General features: G+C 62.4%; 27 protein-coding genes. 26 read left to right on the top strand and 1 reads right to left on the bottom strand.

Annotation, left to right across the window (positions count from 1 at the left end; translation table 11 throughout):
* Window positions 1-112 precede the first annotated feature (112 nt).
* From fusA to HH800_RS19080, 26 genes are all read left to right on the top strand, one after another.
* On the top strand, window positions 113-2,185 hold the full coding sequence (gene fusA / locus HH800_RS19205) for an elongation factor G (RefSeq protein WP_004208726.1): 2,073 nt from the start codon (window positions 113-115) through the stop codon (window positions 2,183-2,185).
* Between the two features lie 137 nt (window positions 2,186-2,322).
* Window positions 2,323-3,513: an elongation factor Tu gene (gene tuf / locus HH800_RS19200; RefSeq protein ID WP_004208725.1), complete on the top strand. Its 1,191-nt coding sequence runs from the start codon at window positions 2,323-2,325 to the stop codon at window positions 3,511-3,513.
* 207 nt (window positions 3,514-3,720) lie between these two features.
* Complete coding sequence (gene rpsJ / locus HH800_RS19195) at window positions 3,721-4,029, top strand: 30S ribosomal protein S10 (protein ID WP_004208724.1); 309 nt, start codon at window positions 3,721-3,723, stop codon at window positions 4,027-4,029.
* Between the two features lie 287 nt (window positions 4,030-4,316).
* Window positions 4,317-5,069: a 50S ribosomal protein L3 gene (rplC, locus tag HH800_RS19190; RefSeq protein ID WP_004208723.1), complete on the top strand. Its 753-nt coding sequence runs from the start codon at window positions 4,317-4,319 to the stop codon at window positions 5,067-5,069.
* A 3-nt stretch (window positions 5,070-5,072) separates the two neighbouring features.
* Window positions 5,073-5,696: a 50S ribosomal protein L4 gene (rplD, locus tag HH800_RS19185; RefSeq protein WP_004208722.1), complete on the top strand. Its 624-nt coding sequence runs from the start codon at window positions 5,073-5,075 to the stop codon at window positions 5,694-5,696.
* Window positions 5,689-6,003, top strand: coding sequence for a 50S ribosomal protein L23 (locus tag HH800_RS19180; protein ID WP_004208721.1), 315 nt, complete (start codon window positions 5,689-5,691; stop codon window positions 6,001-6,003). The genes rplD and HH800_RS19180 overlap by 8 nt, the downstream gene beginning before the upstream one ends.
* A 10-nt stretch (window positions 6,004-6,013) precedes the next feature.
* Window positions 6,014-6,850, top strand: coding sequence for a 50S ribosomal protein L2 (gene rplB, locus HH800_RS19175; protein WP_004208720.1), 837 nt, complete (start codon window positions 6,014-6,016; stop codon window positions 6,848-6,850).
* Between the two features lie 5 nt (window positions 6,851-6,855).
* A complete protein-coding gene (gene rpsS, locus HH800_RS19170) occupies window positions 6,856-7,134 on the top strand; it encodes a 30S ribosomal protein S19 (protein ID WP_004208718.1) in 279 nt (92 codons plus the stop codon).
* Window positions 7,134-7,520 (top strand): 50S ribosomal protein L22, encoded by a 387-nt coding sequence (gene rplV / locus HH800_RS19165; RefSeq protein WP_004208717.1) that lies wholly within the window; start codon window positions 7,134-7,136, stop codon window positions 7,518-7,520. Before rpsS ends, rplV begins: the two co-directional genes overlap by 1 nt.
* A gap of 4 nt (window positions 7,521-7,524) precedes the next feature.
* Window positions 7,525-8,220: a 30S ribosomal protein S3 gene (gene rpsC, locus HH800_RS19160; protein ID WP_004208716.1), complete on the top strand. Its 696-nt coding sequence runs from the start codon at window positions 7,525-7,527 to the stop codon at window positions 8,218-8,220.
* A gap of 21 nt (window positions 8,221-8,241) precedes the next feature.
* The gene (gene rplP, locus HH800_RS19155) at window positions 8,242-8,673 is read left to right on the top strand and encodes a 50S ribosomal protein L16 (protein WP_004208715.1); all 432 of its coding nucleotides are present in this window, start codon (window positions 8,242-8,244) and stop codon (window positions 8,671-8,673) included.
* A gap of 3 nt (window positions 8,674-8,676) precedes the next feature.
* On the top strand, window positions 8,677-8,880 hold the full coding sequence (gene rpmC / locus HH800_RS19150; RefSeq protein ID WP_004208714.1) for a 50S ribosomal protein L29: 204 nt from the start codon (window positions 8,677-8,679) through the stop codon (window positions 8,878-8,880).
* A gap of 12 nt (window positions 8,881-8,892) precedes the next feature.
* On the top strand, window positions 8,893-9,156 hold the full coding sequence (gene rpsQ / locus HH800_RS19145) for a 30S ribosomal protein S17 (protein WP_169861995.1): 264 nt from the start codon (window positions 8,893-8,895) through the stop codon (window positions 9,154-9,156).
* A gap of 168 nt (window positions 9,157-9,324) precedes the next feature.
* Complete coding sequence (gene rplN / locus HH800_RS19140) at window positions 9,325-9,693, top strand: 50S ribosomal protein L14 (protein ID WP_004208712.1); 369 nt, start codon at window positions 9,325-9,327, stop codon at window positions 9,691-9,693.
* On the top strand, window positions 9,693-10,004 hold the full coding sequence (gene rplX / locus HH800_RS19135; RefSeq protein ID WP_004208710.1) for a 50S ribosomal protein L24: 312 nt from the start codon (window positions 9,693-9,695) through the stop codon (window positions 10,002-10,004). The genes rplN and rplX overlap by 1 nt, the downstream gene beginning before the upstream one ends.
* A complete protein-coding gene (gene rplE / locus HH800_RS19130) occupies window positions 10,004-10,576 on the top strand; it encodes a 50S ribosomal protein L5 (RefSeq protein ID WP_169861994.1) in 573 nt (190 codons plus the stop codon). Before rplX ends, rplE begins: the two co-directional genes overlap by 1 nt.
* Before the next feature lie 50 nt (window positions 10,577-10,626).
* Window positions 10,627-10,932, top strand: coding sequence for a 30S ribosomal protein S14 (gene rpsN, locus HH800_RS19125; protein WP_004208708.1), 306 nt, complete (start codon window positions 10,627-10,629; stop codon window positions 10,930-10,932).
* Between the two features lie 12 nt (window positions 10,933-10,944).
* Window positions 10,945-11,340, top strand: a complete 396-nt coding sequence (gene rpsH / locus HH800_RS19120; protein ID WP_004208707.1) for a 30S ribosomal protein S8 — start codon at window positions 10,945-10,947, stop codon at window positions 11,338-11,340.
* Window positions 11,340-11,873 (top strand): 50S ribosomal protein L6, encoded by a 534-nt coding sequence (rplF, locus tag HH800_RS19115; protein WP_004208706.1) that lies wholly within the window; start codon window positions 11,340-11,342, stop codon window positions 11,871-11,873. Before rpsH ends, rplF begins: the two co-directional genes overlap by 1 nt.
* A gap of 1 nt (window position 11,874) precedes the next feature.
* Window positions 11,875-12,240 carry a 50S ribosomal protein L18 gene (rplR, locus tag HH800_RS19110; RefSeq protein WP_004208705.1) on the top strand — a complete coding sequence of 122 codons (366 nt, stop codon included), beginning with the start codon at window positions 11,875-11,877 and terminating at the stop codon, window positions 12,238-12,240.
* 2 nt (window positions 12,241-12,242) lie between these two features.
* Complete coding sequence (gene rpsE, locus HH800_RS19105; RefSeq protein WP_004208704.1) at window positions 12,243-12,953, top strand: 30S ribosomal protein S5; 711 nt, start codon at window positions 12,243-12,245, stop codon at window positions 12,951-12,953.
* 5 nt (window positions 12,954-12,958) lie between these two features.
* Window positions 12,959-13,138: a 50S ribosomal protein L30 gene (gene rpmD, locus HH800_RS19100; RefSeq protein WP_010337294.1), complete on the top strand. Its 180-nt coding sequence runs from the start codon at window positions 12,959-12,961 to the stop codon at window positions 13,136-13,138.
* Between the two features lie 260 nt (window positions 13,139-13,398).
* A complete protein-coding gene (gene rplO, locus HH800_RS19095; protein ID WP_169861993.1) occupies window positions 13,399-13,929 on the top strand; it encodes a 50S ribosomal protein L15 in 531 nt (176 codons plus the stop codon).
* A 195-nt stretch (window positions 13,930-14,124) separates the two neighbouring features.
* Window positions 14,125-15,471 carry a preprotein translocase subunit SecY gene (gene secY, locus HH800_RS19090; protein WP_004208701.1) on the top strand — a complete coding sequence of 449 codons (1,347 nt, stop codon included), beginning with the start codon at window positions 14,125-14,127 and terminating at the stop codon, window positions 15,469-15,471.
* Window positions 15,472-15,517: 46 nt separating this feature from the next.
* Window positions 15,518-16,174 (top strand): adenylate kinase, encoded by a 657-nt coding sequence (locus HH800_RS19085; RefSeq protein WP_099231028.1) that lies wholly within the window; start codon window positions 15,518-15,520, stop codon window positions 16,172-16,174.
* Window positions 16,175-16,212: 38 nt separating this feature from the next.
* The gene (locus HH800_RS19080) at window positions 16,213-16,764 is read left to right on the top strand and encodes an ATPase (RefSeq protein ID WP_169861992.1); all 552 of its coding nucleotides are present in this window, start codon (window positions 16,213-16,215) and stop codon (window positions 16,762-16,764) included.
* A gap of 72 nt (window positions 16,765-16,836) precedes the next feature.
* Here the strand turns inward: HH800_RS19080 and lepA are convergent, their stop codons facing one another.
* A complete protein-coding gene (gene lepA / locus HH800_RS19075; protein WP_069335565.1) occupies window positions 16,837-18,642 on the bottom strand; it encodes a translation elongation factor 4 in 1,806 nt (601 codons plus the stop codon).
* Window positions 18,643-18,763 lie beyond the last annotated feature (121 nt).

The raw sequence follows: 18,763 nt of genomic DNA, 5'->3' as shown, positions 1-18,763 counted from the left end.
AAATCGGTCCGTTCGCCGTGGGTGGCTACCCATGGCGAACGGATTGGTTTAGGGGCCACGCGCAGAATTAACGAATCCCCAACCGCCGGCGCGCCGGCAACGGAGAAGCATCATGGCCCGCAGCCATCCGCTCGAACGCTATCGCAATTTCGGTATCATGGCGCATATCGACGCCGGCAAGACCACCACGACCGAGCGTATCCTTTACTACACCGGCAAGTCCTACAAGATCGGCGAAGTCCATGACGGCGCCGCGACCATGGACTGGATGGAGCAGGAGCAGGAGCGTGGTATCACCATCACCTCGGCTGCAACGACCTGCATCTGGAACGACCATCGCCTGAACATCATCGACACCCCCGGCCACGTCGACTTCACCATTGAAGTCGAACGCTCGCTGCGCGTGCTCGACGGTGCGGTTGCCGCGTTCGACGGCGTTGCCGGCGTTGAGCCGCAGTCGGAAACCGTGTGGCGCCAGGCGGACAAGTACAAGGTTCCGCGGATGTGCTTCATCAACAAGCTCGACCGCACCGGTGCCGACTTCTATTATTGCGTGCAGACGATCATCGACCGTCTGGGCGCGACCCCGGCCGTCCTGTATCTGCCCATCGGCGCAGAGTCGGACTTCAAGGGCCTGGTCGACCTGGTCGAGAACCGCGCGATCATCTGGAAGGATGAGAGCCTGGGCGCCGAATTCTACTATGAAGAAATTCCGGCCGACCTCGCCGACAAGGCTGCCGAATATCGCGAAAAGCTGATCGAGCTTGCCGTCGAGCAGGACGATGCCGCGATGGAAGCCTATCTGGAAGGCAATCTGCCCGACACCGCGACCCTCAAGAAGCTGATCCGCAAGGGTACGCTGGGTCACGCCTTCGTGCCGGTGCTGTGCGGTTCAGCGTTCAAGAACAAGGGCGTTCAGCCGCTGCTCGACGCCGTCGTCGACTATCTGCCGAGCCCGCTCGACATCGAAGACGTCCAGGGCGTCAAGATGGACGGCGAAACCCCCGACAGCCGTCCGACCTCGGACGACGCGCCCTTCTCGGGCCTGGCGTTCAAGATCATGAACGACCCGTTCGTCGGCTCGCTGACCTTCCTGCGCATCTATTCGGGCACCCTGACCAAGGGCACCTACCTGAACTCGGTGAAGGACAAGAAGGAAAAGATCGGCCGTATGCTCCTCATGCATGCGAACAGCCGTGAAGACATCGACACCGCCTATGCCGGCGACATCGTCGCGCTGGCCGGCATGAAGGAAACCACCACCGGTGATACGCTGTGCGCCGAGCGCCAGCCGATCATCCTGGAGCGGATGGAATTCCCCGAGCCGGTCATCGAACTGTCGGTGGAACCCAAGACCAAGGCCGACCAGGAAAAGATGGGCGTCGCCCTCAACCGCCTGGCCGCTGAAGATCCCTCGTTCCGCGTCTCGACCGATCACGAATCGGGCCAGACCATCATCAAGGGCATGGGCGAACTTCACCTCGAAATCCTGGTCGACCGCATGAAGCGCGAGTTCAAGGTCGAGGCGAATGTCGGTGCGCCGCAGGTGGCCTATCGCGAGTATCTCAAGAAGGCCGTCGACGTCGACTACACCCACAAGAAGCAGTCGGGCGGTACCGGTCAGTTCGGCCGTATCAAGGTCAAGCTGACCCCCGGCGAGCGTGGTTCGGGCTTCGTCTTCAAGGACGAGATCAAGGGCGGTAACATTCCCAAGGAATATATCCCCGCGATCGAAAAGGGCATGCGCGAAACCGCTGCCACCGGTTCGCTGATCGGCTTCCCGATCATCGACTTCGAAGTGCTGCTCTATGACGGTGCGTACCATGACGTCGACTCGTCGGCGCTGGCGTTCGAAATCACCGGCCGCGCCGCAATGCGCGAAGCGGCGCAGAAGTCGGGCATCACCCTGCTCGAGCCGGTCATGAAGGTCGAAGTCGTGACCCCGGAAGAATATCTGGGCGACGTCATCGGCGACATGAACAGCCGTCGTGGCCAGATCCAGGGCACCGATACGCGCGGCAACGCGCAGGTGGTCGAGGCGATGGTCCCGCTGGCCAACATGTTCGGCTATGTGAACTCGCTGCGTTCCTTCACCCAGGGCCGCGCGAACTACTCGATGATCTTCTCGCACTATGACGAAGTGCCGCAGAATGTTGCGGACGAAGTCAAGGCGAAGATGGCCTGACGAGTTTCCCTGTCCGGGCCGTGCAATCGGCTCGGATAGGGGCTGGTAATCTGTGAATATGCTGCTATGGACGCGCCTTCGCGAGGCGCGGCCGAGCGGTCAGACCCAAGCTGATTTTGATTAGAAGGTAGGATAAAATGGCTAAGGCTAAGTTTGAGCGGAATAAGCCGCACTGCAACATCGGCACCATCGGTCACGTTGACCATGGTAAGACCTCGCTGACCGCGGCGATCACCAAGGTTCTCGCCGAAACCGGCGGTGCGACCTTCACCTCGTACGACAACATCGACAAGGCTCCCGAAGAGCGCGAGCGCGGTATCACCATCTCGACCGCCCACGTCGAGTATGAGACCGAAGCCCGTCACTACGCGCACGTCGACTGTCCGGGTCACGCTGACTACGTCAAGAACATGATCACCGGTGCCGCCCAGATGGACGGCGCGATCCTGGTCGTTTCGGCTACCGACGGCCCGATGCCGCAGACCCGTGAGCACATCCTGCTCGCCAAGCAGGTCGGCGTTCCCCAGCTGGTCGTGTTCATGAACAAGGTCGACCTGGTCGACGACGCCGAAATCCTCGAGCTGGTCGAGCTGGAAATCCGCGAGCTGCTGAGCTCGTACGACTTCGACGGCGACAACATTCCCGTCATCGCCGGTTCGGCTGTCGCTGCCCTGCAGGACAAGACCCCGGAAATCGGCCACGACGCCGTTCTGAAGCTGATGGCTGCCGTCGACAGCTGGATCCCGCAGCCCGACCGTCCGGTCGACAAGCCCTTCCTGATGCCGATCGAAGACGTGTTCTCGATCTCGGGTCGTGGTACCGTCGTGACCGGCCGCGTCGAAACCGGCATCGTCAAGGTTGGTGAAGAAGTCGAAATCGTCGGCATCAAGCCCACCAAGAAGACCACCGTCACCGGCGTCGAAATGTTCCGCAAGCTGCTCGATCAGGGCCAGGCCGGCGACAACATCGGTGCGCTGATCCGTGGCGTGGGCCGTGAAGAAGTTGAGCGTGGTCAGGTTCTGGCCAAGCCCGGCTCGGTCACCCCGCACACCGAATTCGACGCCGAAGTCTACGTGCTGTCGAAGGAAGAAGGCGGCCGTCACACCCCGTTCTTCGCGAACTATCGTCCGCAGTTCTACTTCCGCACCACCGACGTGACCGGCGAAGTGATCCTCCCCGAGGGCACCGAGATGGTCATGCCTGGCGACAACGTGAAGCTCGGCGTCAAGCTGATCGCTCCGATCGCCATGGACTCGGGTCTGCGCTTCGCCATCCGTGAAGGCGGTCGTACCGTCGGCGCAGGGGTTGTCGGCACGATCTCGAAGTAATATAGGACCGCAGCGGCGCGAATCGCCCGATTCGCGCCGCTGAAGTTTTTTACCCGCCCCGGATCGCCTTTCTCCGGCTCGAATGAGCTAGAAGGGCAAAACGGGGCGGATATTTTTTTGTTGGCGTGTTTTTGTAAATCAACGGCTGCTCCGGCTGATTCATGAAAATGCGCTGGTTATTGGCTCTTTCGCATCGGTACAGGAACAATGGACAGCAACATCCGCATTCGCCTCAAGGCGTTCGATCATCGCGTGCTCGATCAGGCGACCGGCGACATCGCCGAAACCGCCCGCCGCACCGGCGCCCTCATTCGCGGTCCGATTCCTCTTCCGACGCGCATCGAAAAGTTCACGGTCAACCGTGGTCCGCACATCGACAAGAAGTCGCGCGAGCAGTTCGAAGTCCGCACCTACAAGCGTATGCTTGACATTGTGCAGCCGACGCCGCAGACGGTCGACGCGCTGATGAAGCTGGACCTGGCTGCCGGCGTGAACGTCGAAATCAAGCTGGCCTAAGGTCGGCAAGTCCCCGCCTTCCGTAAGGTAGGCGGGGTATCGGGTATTCTGTTCCTCTTCTCTGGAGAGGCGGAAGCTCAAACGACACAAGGGATACCGCACGGCCCGCCGGTGAACCGGCCAAGGCGCGTGGTCCTGGTCCCCCGTCGCCTTTCCCGAGAGGGATCGGCATCCAACCCGGACGGGGTGATCTATGCATTGGGTTGGGCCGCGAAGCAGAGATGCTGAGCGGTTTTTTCGTTGGATACGCCCGCTGCTATGGCGGGCCTCTATGGGAGTAATCAGTGATGCGCACTGGCGTGATCGCTAAGAAAGTCGGGATGACCCGCCTGTTCCAGGACGACGGACGTCACGTCCCCGTCACGGTCCTCAGCCTTGAGGGTACGCAGGTCGTCGCACGTAAGGAAGTCGAGCGCGACGGTTATGTCGCCCTTCAGCTGGGTGCTGGCGTTGCCAAGGCCAAGAATGTCGCCAAGCCGCAGCGCGGTCACTTCGCCAAGGCGGAAGTTGAGCCCAAGGCGCGTCTGGTCGAATTCCGCGTCGCCGAGGATGCGCTCCTCGACGTCGGCGCTGAAATCGCCGCTGACCACTTCGTCGCTGGCCAGCTGGTCGACGTTGCCGGTCACACCCAGGGTAAGGGCTTTGCCGGTGCTATGAAGCGCTGGGGCTTCGGCGGTATGCGCGCCACCCACGGCGTGTCAATCAGCCACCGTGCGCATGGTTCGACCGGTAACCGTCAGGATCCGGGCCGCGTCTTCAAGAACAAGAAGATGGCCGGTCACATGGGTGATCGTGAGCGGACCCAGCAGAATCTCGAGATCGTCCGCACGGACGTCGAGCGTGGTCTGCTGTTCGTCAAGGGTTCGGTTCCGGGCGCCAAGGGCACGTGGCTGACCGTCAGCGACGCCGTGAAGGTTCCCCGTCACGCCGACGCGCCCTATCCCGCCAGCCTGAAGCAGGCTGCAAACAGCAATGCCGCGCCGGCCGAGACGCCCGCGGAAGCGGCCGCTCCCGAAGCGACCGAAGGCCAGGAGGGCTAAACCATGAAGGTCAATGTACAGACCCTCGACGCCGCAGCTGCCGGTGAGTTGGAGCTCAACGATGCCGTTTTCGGCCTCGAGCCCCGCGCCGACATTCTGCACCGCGTCGTCACCTGGCAGCTCGAAAAGCGTCGTGGCACTGCCCGCGGCACGCGCGAGCGTTCGGATGTCGCCCGCACCGGCAAGAAGTTCGGTCGCCAGAAGGGCGGCGGAACCGCTCGTCACGGCGATCGCCGCGCTCCCGTCTTCATCGGCGGTGGTAAGGCTCACGGTGCCCGCGTTCGCGACTTCAACCCCTCGCTGAACAAGAAGGTTCGCGCGCTGGGTCTGAAGATGGCGCTGTCGTCGAAGGTCAAGGATGGTTCGCTGATCATTCTCGACAATCTCGACGTTGCCGAAGGCAAGACCAAGGCGCTGGTCGCCAACCTGGCCAAGCTGAACCTGAACAAGGTTCTGTTCATCGACGGCGACGCCGTGAACGTCAGCTTCGCCAAGGCTTCGGCCAACATCGTCGGCGTCAACCTGCTGCCGGCCGTTGGTGCCAACGTCTACGACATCCTGAAGGCCGACTCGCTGGTGCTCACCCGCGCCGCGGTCGAAAAGCTGGAGGCCCGTTTCAATGGCTAAGAAAGAAGCCGCGACCGTGGACAACCGTCACTTCGACGTCGTTGTCGCGCCGGTCATCACCGAGAAGTCGACCCTTCTCTCGGAAAACAACGCCGTTGTTTTCCAGGTCGCCAACGACGCATCGAAGCCTGAGATCAAGGCTGCCGTCGAGGCGCTGTTCGGCGTGACCGTCAAGGCGGTCAACACGCTGGTGCAGAAGGGCAAGGTCAAGCGCTGGAAGGGCAAGCCCTACAAGCGCAACGACGTGAAGAAGGCGATCGTCACGCTGGCCGAAGGTCAGTCCATCGACGTCACCACCGGTATTTGAGGCGAGATAGATGGCACTCAAGCACTATAATCCGACGAGCCCGGCCCAGCGCGGCCTGATCCTCGTCGACAAGTCGAGCCTGCACAAGGGCAAGCCCGTCAAGGCGCTGACCGAAGGCAAGCGCAAGACCGGTGGTCGTAACAACAAGGGCCATGTCACTTCGCGTGGTATCGGTGGCGGTCACAAGCAGCGCTATCGTATCATCGACTTCAAGCGTCGCCTGTGGGATGTTGAAGGTACGGTCGAGCGTCTGGAATATGACCCCAACCGCACCGCCTTCATCGCGCTGGTGAACTATCCCGACGGCACGCAGGCGTACATCATTGCGCCGCAGCGTCTGGCGCCCGGTGACAAGGTCATCGCGGGCAAGAAGACCGACGTGAAGCCGGGCAATGCGATGGAACTGGGTCAGATGCCGGTCGGCACGATCATCCACAACATCGAGATGAAGCCGGGCAAGGGCGCGCAGCTCTGCCGTTCGGCAGGCACCTATGCCCAGCTGGTCGGTCGCGACCGTGGCATGGTCATGGTGCGTCTGTCGTCGGGTGAGCAGCGCTACATCCGTTCGGACTGCATGGGCACCGTTGGCGCCGTGTCGAACCCCGACAATGGCAACACCAACCTTGCCAAGGCTGGCCGCAACCGTTGGAACGGCATCCGTCCTCTGACGCGCGGTGTTGCGAAGAACCCGGTCGATCACCCGCATGGTGGTGGTGAAGGCCGGACCTCGGGCGGCCGTCACCCGGTCACCCCGTGGGGCAAGCCGACCAAGGGTGCGCGCACCCGTCACAACAAGGCAACGGACAAGTTCATCATCCGTAGCCGCCACGCGAAGAAGAAGAGGTAAGCGAGATGGCTCGTTCCGTCTGGAAAGGTCCGTTCGTGGACCTCAGCCTTCTGAAGAAGGCGGAAGTCGCGCAGGAAAGCAATGGCCGCTCGGGTCCGATCAAGACCTGGTCGCGCCGTTCGACCATCCTGCCGCAGTTCGTTGGTCTGACGTTCAACGTCTATAACGGCCGCAAGCATGTTCCGGTTCTCGTGAACGAGGATATGGTGGGTCACAAGCTGGGCGAATTCGCTCCGACCCGCTTCTTCCCCGGTCACGCTGCCGACAAGAAGGGCAAGCGCTAATGAGCAAGGAAAAGGCTCCCCGTCGCGTCGCCGACAATGAAGCGCTCGCCGTCGGCACGCAGATCCGTGGTTCGGCCCAGAAGCTGAACCTGGTCGCCACGCTGATCCGCGGCCGCAAGGTCGAGGACGCGCTCAACATCCTCGCCTTCTCGAAGAAGGCGATGGCTGTCGACGTGCGCAAGGTGCTGGCTTCGGCCATCGCCAATGCGGAAAACAACCACAATCTGGACGTCGACGCCCTGGTCGTCGCGGAAGCATCGGTGGGCAAGAGCTTCACCCTGAAGCGCTTCCACGCTCGCGGCCGCGGCAAGTCGACCCGGATCCTCAAGCCCTTCAGCCGCGTGCGCATCGTCGTGCGTGAAGCTGGCGAAGAAGCGGAGGCGTAAGCACATGGGTCACAAGAGCAACCCGATCGGTCTGCGTCTGCAGATCAACCGTACCTGGGACAGCCGCTGGTTCGCCGAAGGCGCCGACTATGGTCGCCTGCTGCTGGAAGATCTCAAGATCCGCCAGTACATCATGAAGAACCTGCCGCAGGCCGCGATCTCGAAGGTCGTGATCGAGCGTCCGGCCAAGCTGTGCCGCGTGTCGATCTACGCTGCCCGCCCCGGTGTCATCATCGGCAAGAAGGGTGCAGACATCGAAAAGCTTCGCAAGAAGCTGGGTGCCTTCACCTCGTCGGACGTGTCGCTGAACATCGTCGAAATCCGCAAGCCGGAAATCGATTCGAAGCTCGTCGCACAGGGCATCGCCGACCAGCTGGAACGCCGCGTTGCCTTCCGTCGCGCCATGAAGCGTGCGGTGCAGTCGGCTCTCCGTCTGGGCGCCGAAGGCATCAAGATCACCTGCGGCGGCCGTCTGGGCGGCGCGGAGATCGCGCGTGTCGAATGGTATCGTGAAGGCCGCGTTCCGCTGCACACCCTGCGTGCGAACGTCGACTATGCCGAAGCCACGGCGCACACCGCCTATGGCGTTTGCGGCATCAAGGTCTGGATCTTCAAGGGCGAGATCCTCGGCCATGATCCGATGGCTACCGACCGGCTGATGCTGGAGGCTCAGACCTCCGGCGTGCGCCCGGCGCGCTGAGAATAAGAAGGTAATAGCGTCATGCTGCAACCGAAGAAGATGAAGTTCCGCAAGACCTTCAAGGGTCGGATCAAGGGCGATGCGAAGGGCGGCACTGCGCTGAACTTCGGCGCCTACGGTCTCAAGGCTCTGGAGCCCGAGCGGATCACCGCGCGCCAGATCGAAGCGGCTCGCCGCGCGATCCAGCGCCACCTGCGCCGTCAGGGTCGTCTGTGGATCCGCGTGTTCCCCGACGTTCCGGTCACCAAGAAGCCGGCTGAAGTCCGCCAGGGCAAGGGCAAGGGTTCGGTCGAATATTGGGCGGCTCGCGTCGCTCCCGGCCGTATCCTGTTCGAACTGGACGGCGTTCCCGGTCCGCTCGCAGCAGAGGCCTTCTCGCGCGCCGCGATGAAGCTGCCCATCAAGACGAAGGTCGTTGCCCGCCTCGGCGACACCTCGCACCTGGAGGGTTAAGCTGTGGCCAACGTTGCAGACCTCAAGACCAAGTCGGACGACGAGCTGTCGACCGAGCTGAACAACCTGAAGCGCGAGCAGTTCAATCTGCGTTTCCAGGCGGCCACCAACCAGCTGGAAAAGCCCAGCCGCGTTCGTGAAGTCCGTCGTTCGATCGCGCAGATCAAGACCCTGCAGACCGAGCGTTCGCGCTCGGCCGCGAAGTAAAGGAAACACACGATGCCCAAGCGCGTGCTGACGGGAACGGTGGTTTCCGACAAGACCGACAAGACGGTGGTGGTTCGCGTGGAGCGCAAGGTTAAGCATGCGCTCTACGGCAAGATCATCCGCCGGTCGAAGAAGTACCATGCCCATGACGAGGGCAATGTCTACAAGGAAGGCGAAACGGTCCGTATCGAAGAGACCGCTCCGATTTCCAAGCTCAAGACCTGGAAGGTCATCGAGCGTGTGGACACCCACAAGTCGCCGGAATCGGCGGGCTAAGGGCAGTCACCGACTCTAGAGTCGAAAAAGTTCGGACGCGGGGCTGGCCTTTTCCTTCGGGAGGAGGTACAGGCCCGCGCTTCGTGCATTTCGATTCACCGGGTCGACTCACGAAATTCGGAACCGCCGGGATAGTCCCGGTAGGCCAAATAAGAAGGAACCGGATCCATGATCCAGATGCAATCCAATCTTGACGTCGCGGACAACAGCGGCGCCAAGCGCGTCCAGTGCATCAAGGTGCTGGGCGGCTCGAAGCGGCGTTTCGCCGGCGTGGGCGACATCATTGTCGTCTCCGTCAAGGAAGCTGCTCCGCGCGGTAAGGTGAAGAAGGGTGACGTGCATCGCGCCGTCATCGTGCGCACCGCCAAGGACGTGCGTCGCGCTGATGGCAGCGTGATTCGCTTCGACGGCAATGCCGCTGTGCTTATCAACAAGAACGAGGAGCCGATCGGCACCCGTATCTTTGGCCCGGTCGTTCGCGAGCTGCGCGCCAAGAAGCACATGAAGATCATCTCGCTCGCTCCCGAGGTGCTGTAATGAGCGCTGCTAAGATCAAGAAGGGCGACAAGGTCGTCGTCCTGGCTGGCAAGGACAAGGGCCGTACCGGCGCCGTCCTCCAGGTGATGCCCAAGGACGACAAGGTCCTGGTCGAAGGCATCAACGTGCATGCGAAGCATCGCAAGCCCGACCAGTCGAACCCGCAGGGTGGCATCGACCGCAAGCCGGCCCCGATGCACATTTCGAACGTCGCTGTCGCCGACAAGGATGGCAAGCCGACCCGCGTCCGTTTCGAGGACCGCGACGGCAAGAAGGTCCGCGTCGCCGTCAAGTCCGGTGAGGTGCTGTAATGGCCGACAAGTATATTCCGCGCTCGAAGTCGATCTACGACGACGCCATCGTGAAGGCGATGGTCGAGAAGTTCGGCTACAAGAATGTGATGGAAATCCCGAAGATCGAGAAGATCACGCTCAACATGGGCGTCGGTGAAGCCACGCAGGACAAGAAGAAGGTCACTTCGGCCGCCGAGGAAATGGAACTGATCGCCGGCCAGAAGCCGGTCATCACCAAGGCGAAGAAGTCGATCGCGCAGTTCAAGCTGCGTGAAGGCATGCCGATCGGTGCCAAGGTCACGCTGCGCCGTGAGCGCATGTATGAATTCCTTGATCGCCTGATCAACATTGCCCTGCCGCGCGTGCGCGACTTCCGTGGTCTCAACCCGAAGAGTTTCGACGGCCGTGGCAACTATGCCTTCGGCATCAAGGAGCAGATCATCTTCCCCGAGATCAACTATGACCGCATCGACAAGGTGCGTGGCATGGACATCATCGTGACCACCACGGCGAAGACTGACGACGAAGCGCGCGAACTGCTGCGCCTCTTCGGCTTCCCCTTCCCGATTGAAGAGAAGCAGGCGGTCTAATAGGCCCCGCTTCTCTCCCAACGCTTAAGCTAAGGAAGAGAACTTAAGTCATGGCGAAACTGAGTTCGATCAACAAGAACGAGCGCCGCAAGAAGCTGGTGAAGAAGTATGCCGGCCGCTATGCGAAGCTCAAGGCGATCGCAGCCGATACCGCTCTCGACGACACCGAGCGTCTGATTGCGCGTCTGAAGATGGCGGAAGTCCCCCGCAACGGCAACCCGACCCGCATTCGCAACCGCTGCGAACTGACGGGCCGCCCGCGCGCTTACTACCGCAAATTCCGTCTCTGCCGCGTGCAGCTGCGTGATCTGGCCAACAAGGGCCTGATCCCCGGCGTCACCAAGTCGAGCTGGTAAGGATCATTTGAGATGGCATTGACCGATCCCCTGGGTGATATGCTCACCCGCATCCGTAACGGGCAGCAGGCGAAGAAGGACAGCGTTGTGTCCCCCGCCAGCAAGCTCCGTGCCCGCGTGCTCGACGTGCTGCAGCGCGAAGGCTATATCCGTGGTTATTCCGAGGAAACCCTCGGCAATCACCCCGGCCTGCGCATCGAGCTGAAGTATTTCGAGGGCCAGCCTGCGATCAAGCATGTTGCCCGCGTGTCCAAGCCTGGTCGCCGCGTCTATTCCGGTTCCAAGGAACTGCCGGTGATCCGCAACGGCCTGGGCATCACCATTGTCTCGACGCCCAAGGGCGTTCTGTCCGACGCCGAAGCGCGTGAACAGAATGTCGGCGGCGAAGTGCTGGCGGAGGTGTTCTGATGAGCCGCACTGGCAAGAAGCCGGTCACCGTGCCTGCGGGCGTGACCGCGTCGATCGCTGACGGTCAGCTGTCGGTGAAGGGGCCCAAGGGCACCCTCGCCATGCCGCTGGCCGACGAAGTGACCTACACCGTCGAAGAAGGCAGCATCGCTGTAAAGCCCGCCAACAACGGCAAGCGCGCCCGCGCTTTCTGGGGCATGCAGCGTACCCTGATCCAGAACCTGATCACCGGCGTGACCCAGGGCTTCTCGAAGAAGCTACTGATCACCGGTGTCGGCTACCGTGCGAACTCGCAGGGCAAGACCCTGAAGTTGCAGCTCGGCTACAGCCACGACGTCGATTTCGAGATTCCGGAAGGCATCGAGATCAAGACCCCGGATAACACCACGGTCGAGATCAGCGGCATCGACAAGCAGCAGGTAGGCCAGGTCGCCGCCGAGATCCGCCGCTGGCGCAAGCCCGAACCCTATAAGGGCAAGGGTATCAAGTACGCCGGCGAATTCATCTTCCGCAAGGAAGGGAAGAAGAAGTAAGATGGCTAAGCTTTCCCTCTTCGCGCGGCGTCGTCGCCGCGTTCGCACCGCGCTCAAGGCTGTTTCGGGCACCCGCCCGCGCCTCAGCGTCCATCGTTCGGGCCGTCACATCTACGCCCAGATCATCGACGACGTCGCCGGTACCACTGTCGCCGCCGCTTCGACCCTGGACAAGGATGTTGGTTCGAAGGCTCTGGGCAAGACCGGCGCCTCTTCCGAAGCCGCTGCCGATGTCGGCAAGCGCGTCGCTGCCGCTGCTACGGCGGCCGGCGTCACCAAGGTCGTGTTCGACCGCGGTGGCTTCCTGTTCCATGGCCGCGTCAAGGCGCTGGCCGATGCCGCCCGTGAAGGCGGGCTGGAGTTCTGATCATGGCTGACGAAAACACCAACGAAGTCGTCGCGCCCGTCGAGGGTGCCGAGGCTCAGACCGAAGGTCGTGGTCCCGGCCGTGGCCGTGGCCGTGGCGGTGACCGCAACCGTGGCGAGCGTGGCGGCCGTGGCCGTCGCGACGACCGCCGTGGCGGCAACCGTGACGAGGAACAGGGCGAAGAGCTGATCGAGAAGCTGGTTCACATCAACCGCGTCTCGAAGACCGTCAAGGGCGGTAAGCGCTTCGGTTTCGCTGCTCTGGTCGTCGTCGGCGACGGCAAGGGCCGCGCCGGTTTCGGTCATGGCAAGGCGCGCGAAGTGCCTGAAGCCATCAGCAAGGCGACCGCTTCGGCCAAGAAGGCCATGGTTCGCGTTCCGCTGAAGGAAGGCCGCACCCTGCACCATGACGGCCTCGGCCACTTCGGTGCTGGCAAGGTGACTGTCCGTTCGGCTCCGGCCGGTACCGGCATCATCGCCGGCGGTCCGATGCGCGCCGTGTTCGAAAGCCTCGGCGTCGCTGACGTCGTGACCAAGTCGAACGGCACCTCGAACCCCTACAACATGATCCGTGCGACCTTCGCGGCGCTGGGCGAGCAGACCAGCCCCAAGTCGGTGGCGCAGCGTCGTGGCAAGAAGGTCGCTGACCTTCTGCGTCGCGGTGGTGCCTCGGCCGAAGTCGCGCAGGCTGACGCCGAAGCGATTGCGGAGTAACTGACATGGCGAAGATCAAGATCAAGCAGATCGGTTCGCCGATCCGTCGCCCCGAAAGCCAGAAGAAGATTCTGATCGGCCTGGGCCTTGGCAAGATGCATCGCGTGGTCGAGCTGGAAGACACGGCGGAAGTCCGCGGTGCCATCAAGAAGCTCCCCCACATGGTGGAAGTGGTCGAGGGCTAAACCTTGATCGTTTCAGACAGAATTGTCTGAAACGTGAATCAAGGTTTAGAATATAGGAATAGAGCCTGATTCACGTTATCGGCGGAAGCGCGAAGCGCTTCCACCTCAAACGATCAGGCTCTAAGCCCTTTCGATCCGACGAAATGAAGCGAAAGAGGGGGAAACCCCTCTTTCGTTTTTTCAGCGGAAGCGCTAACGGGCGCTTCCTTTAGATGATCCCGCACGGGATCAGCGCGACAAAAGCGAAAGCGAGTGCGAACATGAAACTGAACGAAATCAACGACAATGCCGGTGCCCGCAAGGGCCGTATGCGCGTCGGCCGCGGTATCGGCTCGGGCAAGGGCAAGACCGCCGGTCGCGGCCAGAAGGGTGCCAAGGCACGCTCGGGCGTCAGCATCAACGGCTTCGAGGGTGGCCAGATGCCGCTCCACATGCGCATCCCGAAGCGCGGCTTCAACAACATCTTCGCCAACGATTATGCGATCGTGAACCTGGGTGAAGTGCAGGCCGCGATCGACGCCGGCAAGCTGGACGCCGCTGCCGTCATCGACCATGCGGCTCTGAAGGCCGCCAACCTGGCCCGTGGTGGCAAGGATGGCGTCCGCGTCCTGGCCAAGGGCGAACTGACCACCAAGGTCAGCTTCCTGGTCGCCGGTGCCTCGAAGAGCGCCGTCGAAGCGGTCGCCAAGGCTGGTGGCAAGCTGGACGTGATCGAAGTCGTCCCGGCTGCCGAGAAGGCCAAGGCGAAGAAGGGCACCGCCCTTGCCGCCAAGAAGGCCGCCAAGGCCTAAGTCTCGCCCGAGACTTGCAAGCACGGCCCCGCTGCCCGATATGGGTTGGCGGGGCTATGTGTATCGGGGGGAGCATATGTTCGTCGCAACGGCGGCAACTCCCGTTCGACATGGTCTTCCCGCCCCGCTAAGGGGGTAGCGATTCCGCCACGGAGCCCGATGGCTCCGGCAAGAATGATTTGAAGGGCAGCCACAATGGCATCGAGAGCCGACCAGCTCGCATCCAATCTCAGCCTCGCGAAGTTCAGCCAGGCGACCGACCTCAAGAAGCGCCTGTGGTTCACCCTCGGCGCGCTGATCGTCTTCCGCTTCCTCAGCTTCGTGCCGCTGCCGGGTATCGATCCCACCGCGCTCGCGGCCTGGTCGCAGAAGTCGGCCGGTGGCATCCTCGACATCTTCAACACCTTCTCGGGTGGTGCATTGTCGCGCGCGAGCCTCATCACGCTCGGCATCATGCCCTATATCACCGCGTCGATCGTGGTGCAGCTGGCCGCCTCCCTCTCGCCGCAGCTCGCGGCGATCAAGAAGGAAGGCGAGAGCGGCCGCAAGAAGCTGAACCAATATACCCGCTATGGCACCGTCGGCCTGACCGCCGTGCAGGGCTATGCCGCCGCCGCCAACTGGCAGGCGCAGGGCGTGGTTGTGGACCCCGGCATGCTGTTCGTCGTCTCGGCGATCATCTCGCTGATCGGCGGCACCATGTTCCTGCTGTGGCTGGGTGAGCAGATCACCTCGCGCGGCATCGGCAACGGCACCTCGCTGATCATCATGGCCGGTATCGTCGCGCAGCTGCCGGTGACGCTGAGCAACCTGTTCAAGTCGGGCAGCGAAGGCTCGATCTCGGGCCTGGTCATCTTCCTGGTCGTCGTGCTGGGCTTTGGTCTGATTGCCTTCATCTGCTTCATGGAACGCGCGCAGCGCCGGGTGCTGATCCAGTATCCCAAGCGCCAGACGCGCCAGGGCCTGATGCAGGCCGATCGCAGCCACCTGCCGCTGAAGGTCAACACCGCGGGCGTGATCCCGCCGATCTTCGCCAGCTCGCTGCTGCTGCTGCCGCTGACCATCTCGCAGTTCATGGGCGTGAAGGCGGACGATGACAGCCGCTGGAGCAGCATCGTGCTGACGATCAACCAGTATCTGTCGCACGGCAGCCCCTTCTACATGGGCCTTTATGGCCTGGGCATCGTCTTCTTCTGCTTCTTCTACACCGCCGTGGTGTTCAATCCGGAAGAGACGGCCGACAATCTGAAGCGCAATGGCGGCTTCATTCCGGGCATCCGTCCGGGCAAGAATACCGAGAATTATCTCGATTATGTCCTGACCCGGATCACCGTGATCGGCGCCGCCTACCTGGCCTTTATCTGTCTGGTGCCGGAATTTGCCATCGCCCGGGCGGGAATTCCCTTCTACCTTGGTGGGACTAGCCTGCTGATCGTCGTCAATGTTACGGTCGATACCGTGACCCAGATCCAGAGCCATCTGCTTGCCCATCAATATGGGGATCTGATCAAGAAGGCGAAGCTGAAGGGCCGTCTGCGCTAAGGGGGCGCAGACAGACAAGCGCAAGTACAAGGGGAGAATGCGCGCAATGAATATCATTCTGCTTGGTCCTCCGGGTGCCGGCAAGGGCACCCAGGCCACGCGGCTCGTCGACAGCCGTGGCATGGTTCAGCTGTCGACCGGCGACATGCTGCGGGCTGCGGTGAAGGCGGGGACTCCGGTCGGCCTTCAGGCCAAGGCGCTGATGGAATCGGGTTCGCTGGTGCCGGACGAGGTCGTCTCGGGCATCATCGGCGAAGCGCTTGATGCGCTGGCGGCCGATACCGGCGTGATCTTCGACGGCTATCCGCGGACCGAGGCCCAGGCCCATTCGCTCGACACCATCCTGGCCGATCGCGGCCGCACGCTCGATCATGTGATCGAGCTGGAAGTGGACGAGGATGCGCTGGTCGAGCGCATCACCGGTCGCTTCACCTGCGCGACCTGCGGCGAGGGCTATCATGATGCCTTCAAGCAGCCCAAGGTCGAGGGTACGTGCGACAAGTGCGGCGGGCACGAATTCAAGCGTCGTCCCGACGACAATGAGGAAACGGTGCGGACCCGCATGGCCGAATATCGCGCCAAGACTGCACCGATCCTGCCGATCTACGAAGCGCGCGGCATCGTCAGCCGCGTCGACGGCATGGCCGACATGAACGATGTCAGCGGCGCGATCGTCGCCATCTTGGACGGCGTTCCGGCCTGAGCTATTCTCCCTCCCCGGCGACAAGGCGGGGAGGGAACATGGCCTATCCAATCAGATCGATACTGACAGGCGCCGGCATGGCGCTGGCGGCCGCGCCCGGACAGGGTGGGGTGGTTGCCAGCAGCGATGCCGGCTTTGTCGTGCAGGCGAGCGTGGACGTGGCTATGGCGCCCGGCGCGGCCTATGCGCTGCTGGCAGAGCCGGGGCGCTGGTGGAACAGCGCCCACACCTATAGCGGCGATGCGCGCAACATGGTGCTGGAGGCGAAGGCCGGCGGCTGCTTCTGCGAGACCCTTCCTGACAAGAACGGAAAGGGGTTCTCCGGCAGCATCGAACATGCGCGGGTCATCTATGCCGCGCCGGGCCAGCGATTGCGGCTGAGCGGGGCTCTGGGGCCGCTGCAGAGCGAAGCGGTGACCGGTGTGCTGGACTTCGCCATCGCGGCCAGGCCGGGCGGCAGCCATGTGACGCTGACCTATTCCGTTGGCGGTTATATGCGCGGTGGCCTGGTGCCGATCGCGCCGATCGTCGACAAGGTGCTGGTGGAGCAGCTCGACGGCTATAAGCGGGCGATCGACAGCAAGGGCTGACACGCGACAGCGCCGGCAGGCAAAAGCAAATCGGGGTGGAAGCCCGATGGCCTCCACCCCGATGGATGATGCCTAATTCTCGTCGCCCATGCGCAGGGCGGCGATGAAGGCTTCCTGCGGAATCTGGACGCTGCCATATTCGCGCATCCGCTTCTTGCCTTCCTTCTGCTTTTCCAGCAGCTTCTTCTTGCGGGTGATGTCGCCGCCATAGCATTTCGCCGTGACGTCCTTACGCATCGCCGCGATCGTCTCGCGCGCGATCACCTTGCCGCCGATCGCCGCCTGAATCGGGATCTTGAACAGGTGGCGGGGGATCAGATCCTTGAGGCGCTCGCACATGTGGCGGCCGCGCGCTTCGGCGGCGGAGCGGTGGACGATCATCGACAGCGCATCGACCGGCTCGTTGTTGACGAGGATGCTCATCTTGACGAGGTCGCCCTCGCGCGTGCCGATCTGGTGATAGTCGAACGAGGCATAGCCACGGCTGATGCTCTTCAGGCGGTCATAGAAGTCGAACACCACTTCGTTGAGCGGCAGTTCATAGGTCACCTGGGCGCGGCCGCCGACATAGGTGAGGTTCTTCTGGATACCGCGACGGTCCTGGCAAAGCTTCAGGATCGAGCCGAGATATTCGTCGGGGCAGTAGATCACCGCCTCGATCCAGGGCTCCTCGATCATCTCGATATGATTGGGATCGGGCATGTCGGCCGGGTTGTGCAGGTGAAGGGTGCGACCATCCTTCATGTGCATGTCATAGACGACCGACGGCGCCGTGGTGATCAGGTCCAGATCATATTCGCGGCTGAGGCGCTCCTGGATGATTTCCAGGTGAAGGAGGCCGAGGAAGCCGCAGCGGAAACCGAAGCCGAGCGCGGCCGAGGTTTCCATCTCGAACGAGAAGCTGGCGTCATTGAGGCGCAGCTTCGAGATCGACTCGCGCAATTTCTCGAAATCATTGGCATCGACCGGGAACAGGCCGCAGAACACCACCGGCTGTACTTCCTTGAAGCCCGGCAGCGGCTTGGCTGCGCCATTCTTCACGGTCGTGATCGTGTCGCCGACGCGGGTCTGGGCGATTTCCTTGATCTGCGCGGTGATGAAGCCGATCTCGCCGGCGGCGAGTTCGGGCAGCGCCTCGATCTTGGGGCGCATGCAGCCGACACGGTCGATCAGATGCTCGGTGCCGCCGATCATGAACTTGATCGCCTGGCCCTTCTTGATGACGCCGTTGATGACGCGCACCAGGATGACGACGCCCAGATAGGGGTCGTACCAGCTATCGACCAGCATCGCTTCCAGCGGCGCATTGCGGTCGCCCTTGGGCGCCGGGATCTTGGTGACGATCGCTTCCAGGATATCGTCGATGCCGATGCCGGACTTGGCGCTGGCCAGCACCGCTTCCGACGCGTCGAGGCCGATCACCTCCTCGATTTCCGCGCGGACCTTCTCCGGCTCGGCGGCGGGCAGGTCGATCTTGTTCAGGACCGGCACGATCTCATGATCATGCTCGATCGACTGATAGACGTTGGCCAGCGTCTGCGCTTCCACGCCCTGCGCGGCGTCGACCACCAGCAACGCGCCCTCGCACGCGGCCAGCGACCGCGACACTTCATAGGCGAAGTCGACATGGCCCGGCGTGTCCATGAGATTGAGCTCATAGGTCTCGCCATTCTTGGCGGTATAGTCGAGGCGCACGGTCTGCGCCTTGATGGTGATCCCGCGCTCCTTCTCGATGTCCATATTATCAAGGACTTGCGCGCTCATCTCACGGTCGGTCAGGCCGCCGGTGCGCTGGATCAGGCGATCGGCCAGCGTCGACTTGCCATGGTCGATATGCGCAATGATCGAAAAGTTTCGGATATGGGACAGGTCGGTCATCGGCGCCCGATAGCAGCAGTTGCGGGCGCTGTCAGCAGGATCACGTAGTGCATGGCATGCGAAATTGCCGTGCGATGACAAGCATCGTCATTAACCCCCTTTGCTTGGAAGCCCCTTGCGG

It is taken from the genome of Sphingobium yanoikuyae, assembly GCF_013001025.1.
Classification (GTDB): Bacteria; Pseudomonadota; Alphaproteobacteria; order Sphingomonadales; family Sphingomonadaceae; genus Sphingobium; species Sphingobium yanoikuyae_A.
Note: the sequence above shows the minus strand (reverse complement) of the source record. Positions and strands in the feature narration are given on the sequence as shown.

Excerpts from the sequence above, each read along its gene's own strand:
- rplR (WP_004208705.1), top strand. The coding sequence starts at position 11,875 with ATGGCTAAGCTTTCCCTCTTCGCGCGGCGTCGTCGCCGCGTTCGCACC.
- lepA (WP_069335565.1), bottom strand. The coding sequence starts at position 18,642 with ATGACCGACCTGTCCCATATCCGAAACTTTTCGATCATTGCGCATATC.
- rplF (WP_004208706.1), top strand. The coding sequence starts at position 11,340 with ATGAGCCGCACTGGCAAGAAGCCGGTCACCGTGCCTGCGGGCGTGACC.
- rplV (WP_004208717.1), top strand. The coding sequence starts at position 7,134 with ATGAGCAAGGAAAAGGCTCCCCGTCGCGTCGCCGACAATGAAGCGCTC.
- rpsN (WP_004208708.1), top strand. The coding sequence starts at position 10,627 with ATGGCGAAACTGAGTTCGATCAACAAGAACGAGCGCCGCAAGAAGCTG.
- secY (WP_004208701.1), top strand. The coding sequence starts at position 14,125 with ATGGCATCGAGAGCCGACCAGCTCGCATCCAATCTCAGCCTCGCGAAG.
- rpsS (WP_004208718.1), top strand. The coding sequence starts at position 6,856 with ATGGCTCGTTCCGTCTGGAAAGGTCCGTTCGTGGACCTCAGCCTTCTG.
- rpsJ (WP_004208724.1), top strand. The coding sequence starts at position 3,721 with ATGGACAGCAACATCCGCATTCGCCTCAAGGCGTTCGATCATCGCGTG.
- HH800_RS19180 (WP_004208721.1), top strand. The coding sequence starts at position 5,689 with ATGGCTAAGAAAGAAGCCGCGACCGTGGACAACCGTCACTTCGACGTC.
- rpmD (WP_010337294.1), top strand. The coding sequence starts at position 12,959 with ATGGCGAAGATCAAGATCAAGCAGATCGGTTCGCCGATCCGTCGCCCC.
- rpsC (WP_004208716.1), top strand. The coding sequence starts at position 7,525 with ATGGGTCACAAGAGCAACCCGATCGGTCTGCGTCTGCAGATCAACCGT.
- tuf (WP_004208725.1), top strand. The coding sequence starts at position 2,323 with ATGGCTAAGGCTAAGTTTGAGCGGAATAAGCCGCACTGCAACATCGGC.
- rpsQ (WP_169861995.1), top strand. The coding sequence starts at position 8,893 with ATGCCCAAGCGCGTGCTGACGGGAACGGTGGTTTCCGACAAGACCGAC.
- rpsE (WP_004208704.1), top strand. The coding sequence starts at position 12,243 with ATGGCTGACGAAAACACCAACGAAGTCGTCGCGCCCGTCGAGGGTGCC.
- HH800_RS19080 (WP_169861992.1), top strand. The coding sequence starts at position 16,213 with ATGGCCTATCCAATCAGATCGATACTGACAGGCGCCGGCATGGCGCTG.
- rplE (WP_169861994.1), top strand. The coding sequence starts at position 10,004 with ATGGCCGACAAGTATATTCCGCGCTCGAAGTCGATCTACGACGACGCC.
- HH800_RS19085 (WP_099231028.1), top strand. The coding sequence starts at position 15,518 with ATGAATATCATTCTGCTTGGTCCTCCGGGTGCCGGCAAGGGCACCCAG.
- rplD (WP_004208722.1), top strand. The coding sequence starts at position 5,073 with ATGAAGGTCAATGTACAGACCCTCGACGCCGCAGCTGCCGGTGAGTTG.
- rplC (WP_004208723.1), top strand. The coding sequence starts at position 4,317 with ATGCGCACTGGCGTGATCGCTAAGAAAGTCGGGATGACCCGCCTGTTC.
- rplN (WP_004208712.1), top strand. The coding sequence starts at position 9,325 with ATGATCCAGATGCAATCCAATCTTGACGTCGCGGACAACAGCGGCGCC.
- rplO (WP_169861993.1), top strand. The coding sequence starts at position 13,399 with ATGAAACTGAACGAAATCAACGACAATGCCGGTGCCCGCAAGGGCCGT.
- rplB (WP_004208720.1), top strand. The coding sequence starts at position 6,014 with ATGGCACTCAAGCACTATAATCCGACGAGCCCGGCCCAGCGCGGCCTG.
- fusA (WP_004208726.1), top strand. The coding sequence starts at position 113 with ATGGCCCGCAGCCATCCGCTCGAACGCTATCGCAATTTCGGTATCATG.
- rpsH (WP_004208707.1), top strand. The coding sequence starts at position 10,945 with ATGGCATTGACCGATCCCCTGGGTGATATGCTCACCCGCATCCGTAAC.
- rplX (WP_004208710.1), top strand. The coding sequence starts at position 9,693 with ATGAGCGCTGCTAAGATCAAGAAGGGCGACAAGGTCGTCGTCCTGGCT.
- rplP (WP_004208715.1), top strand. The coding sequence starts at position 8,242 with ATGCTGCAACCGAAGAAGATGAAGTTCCGCAAGACCTTCAAGGGTCGG.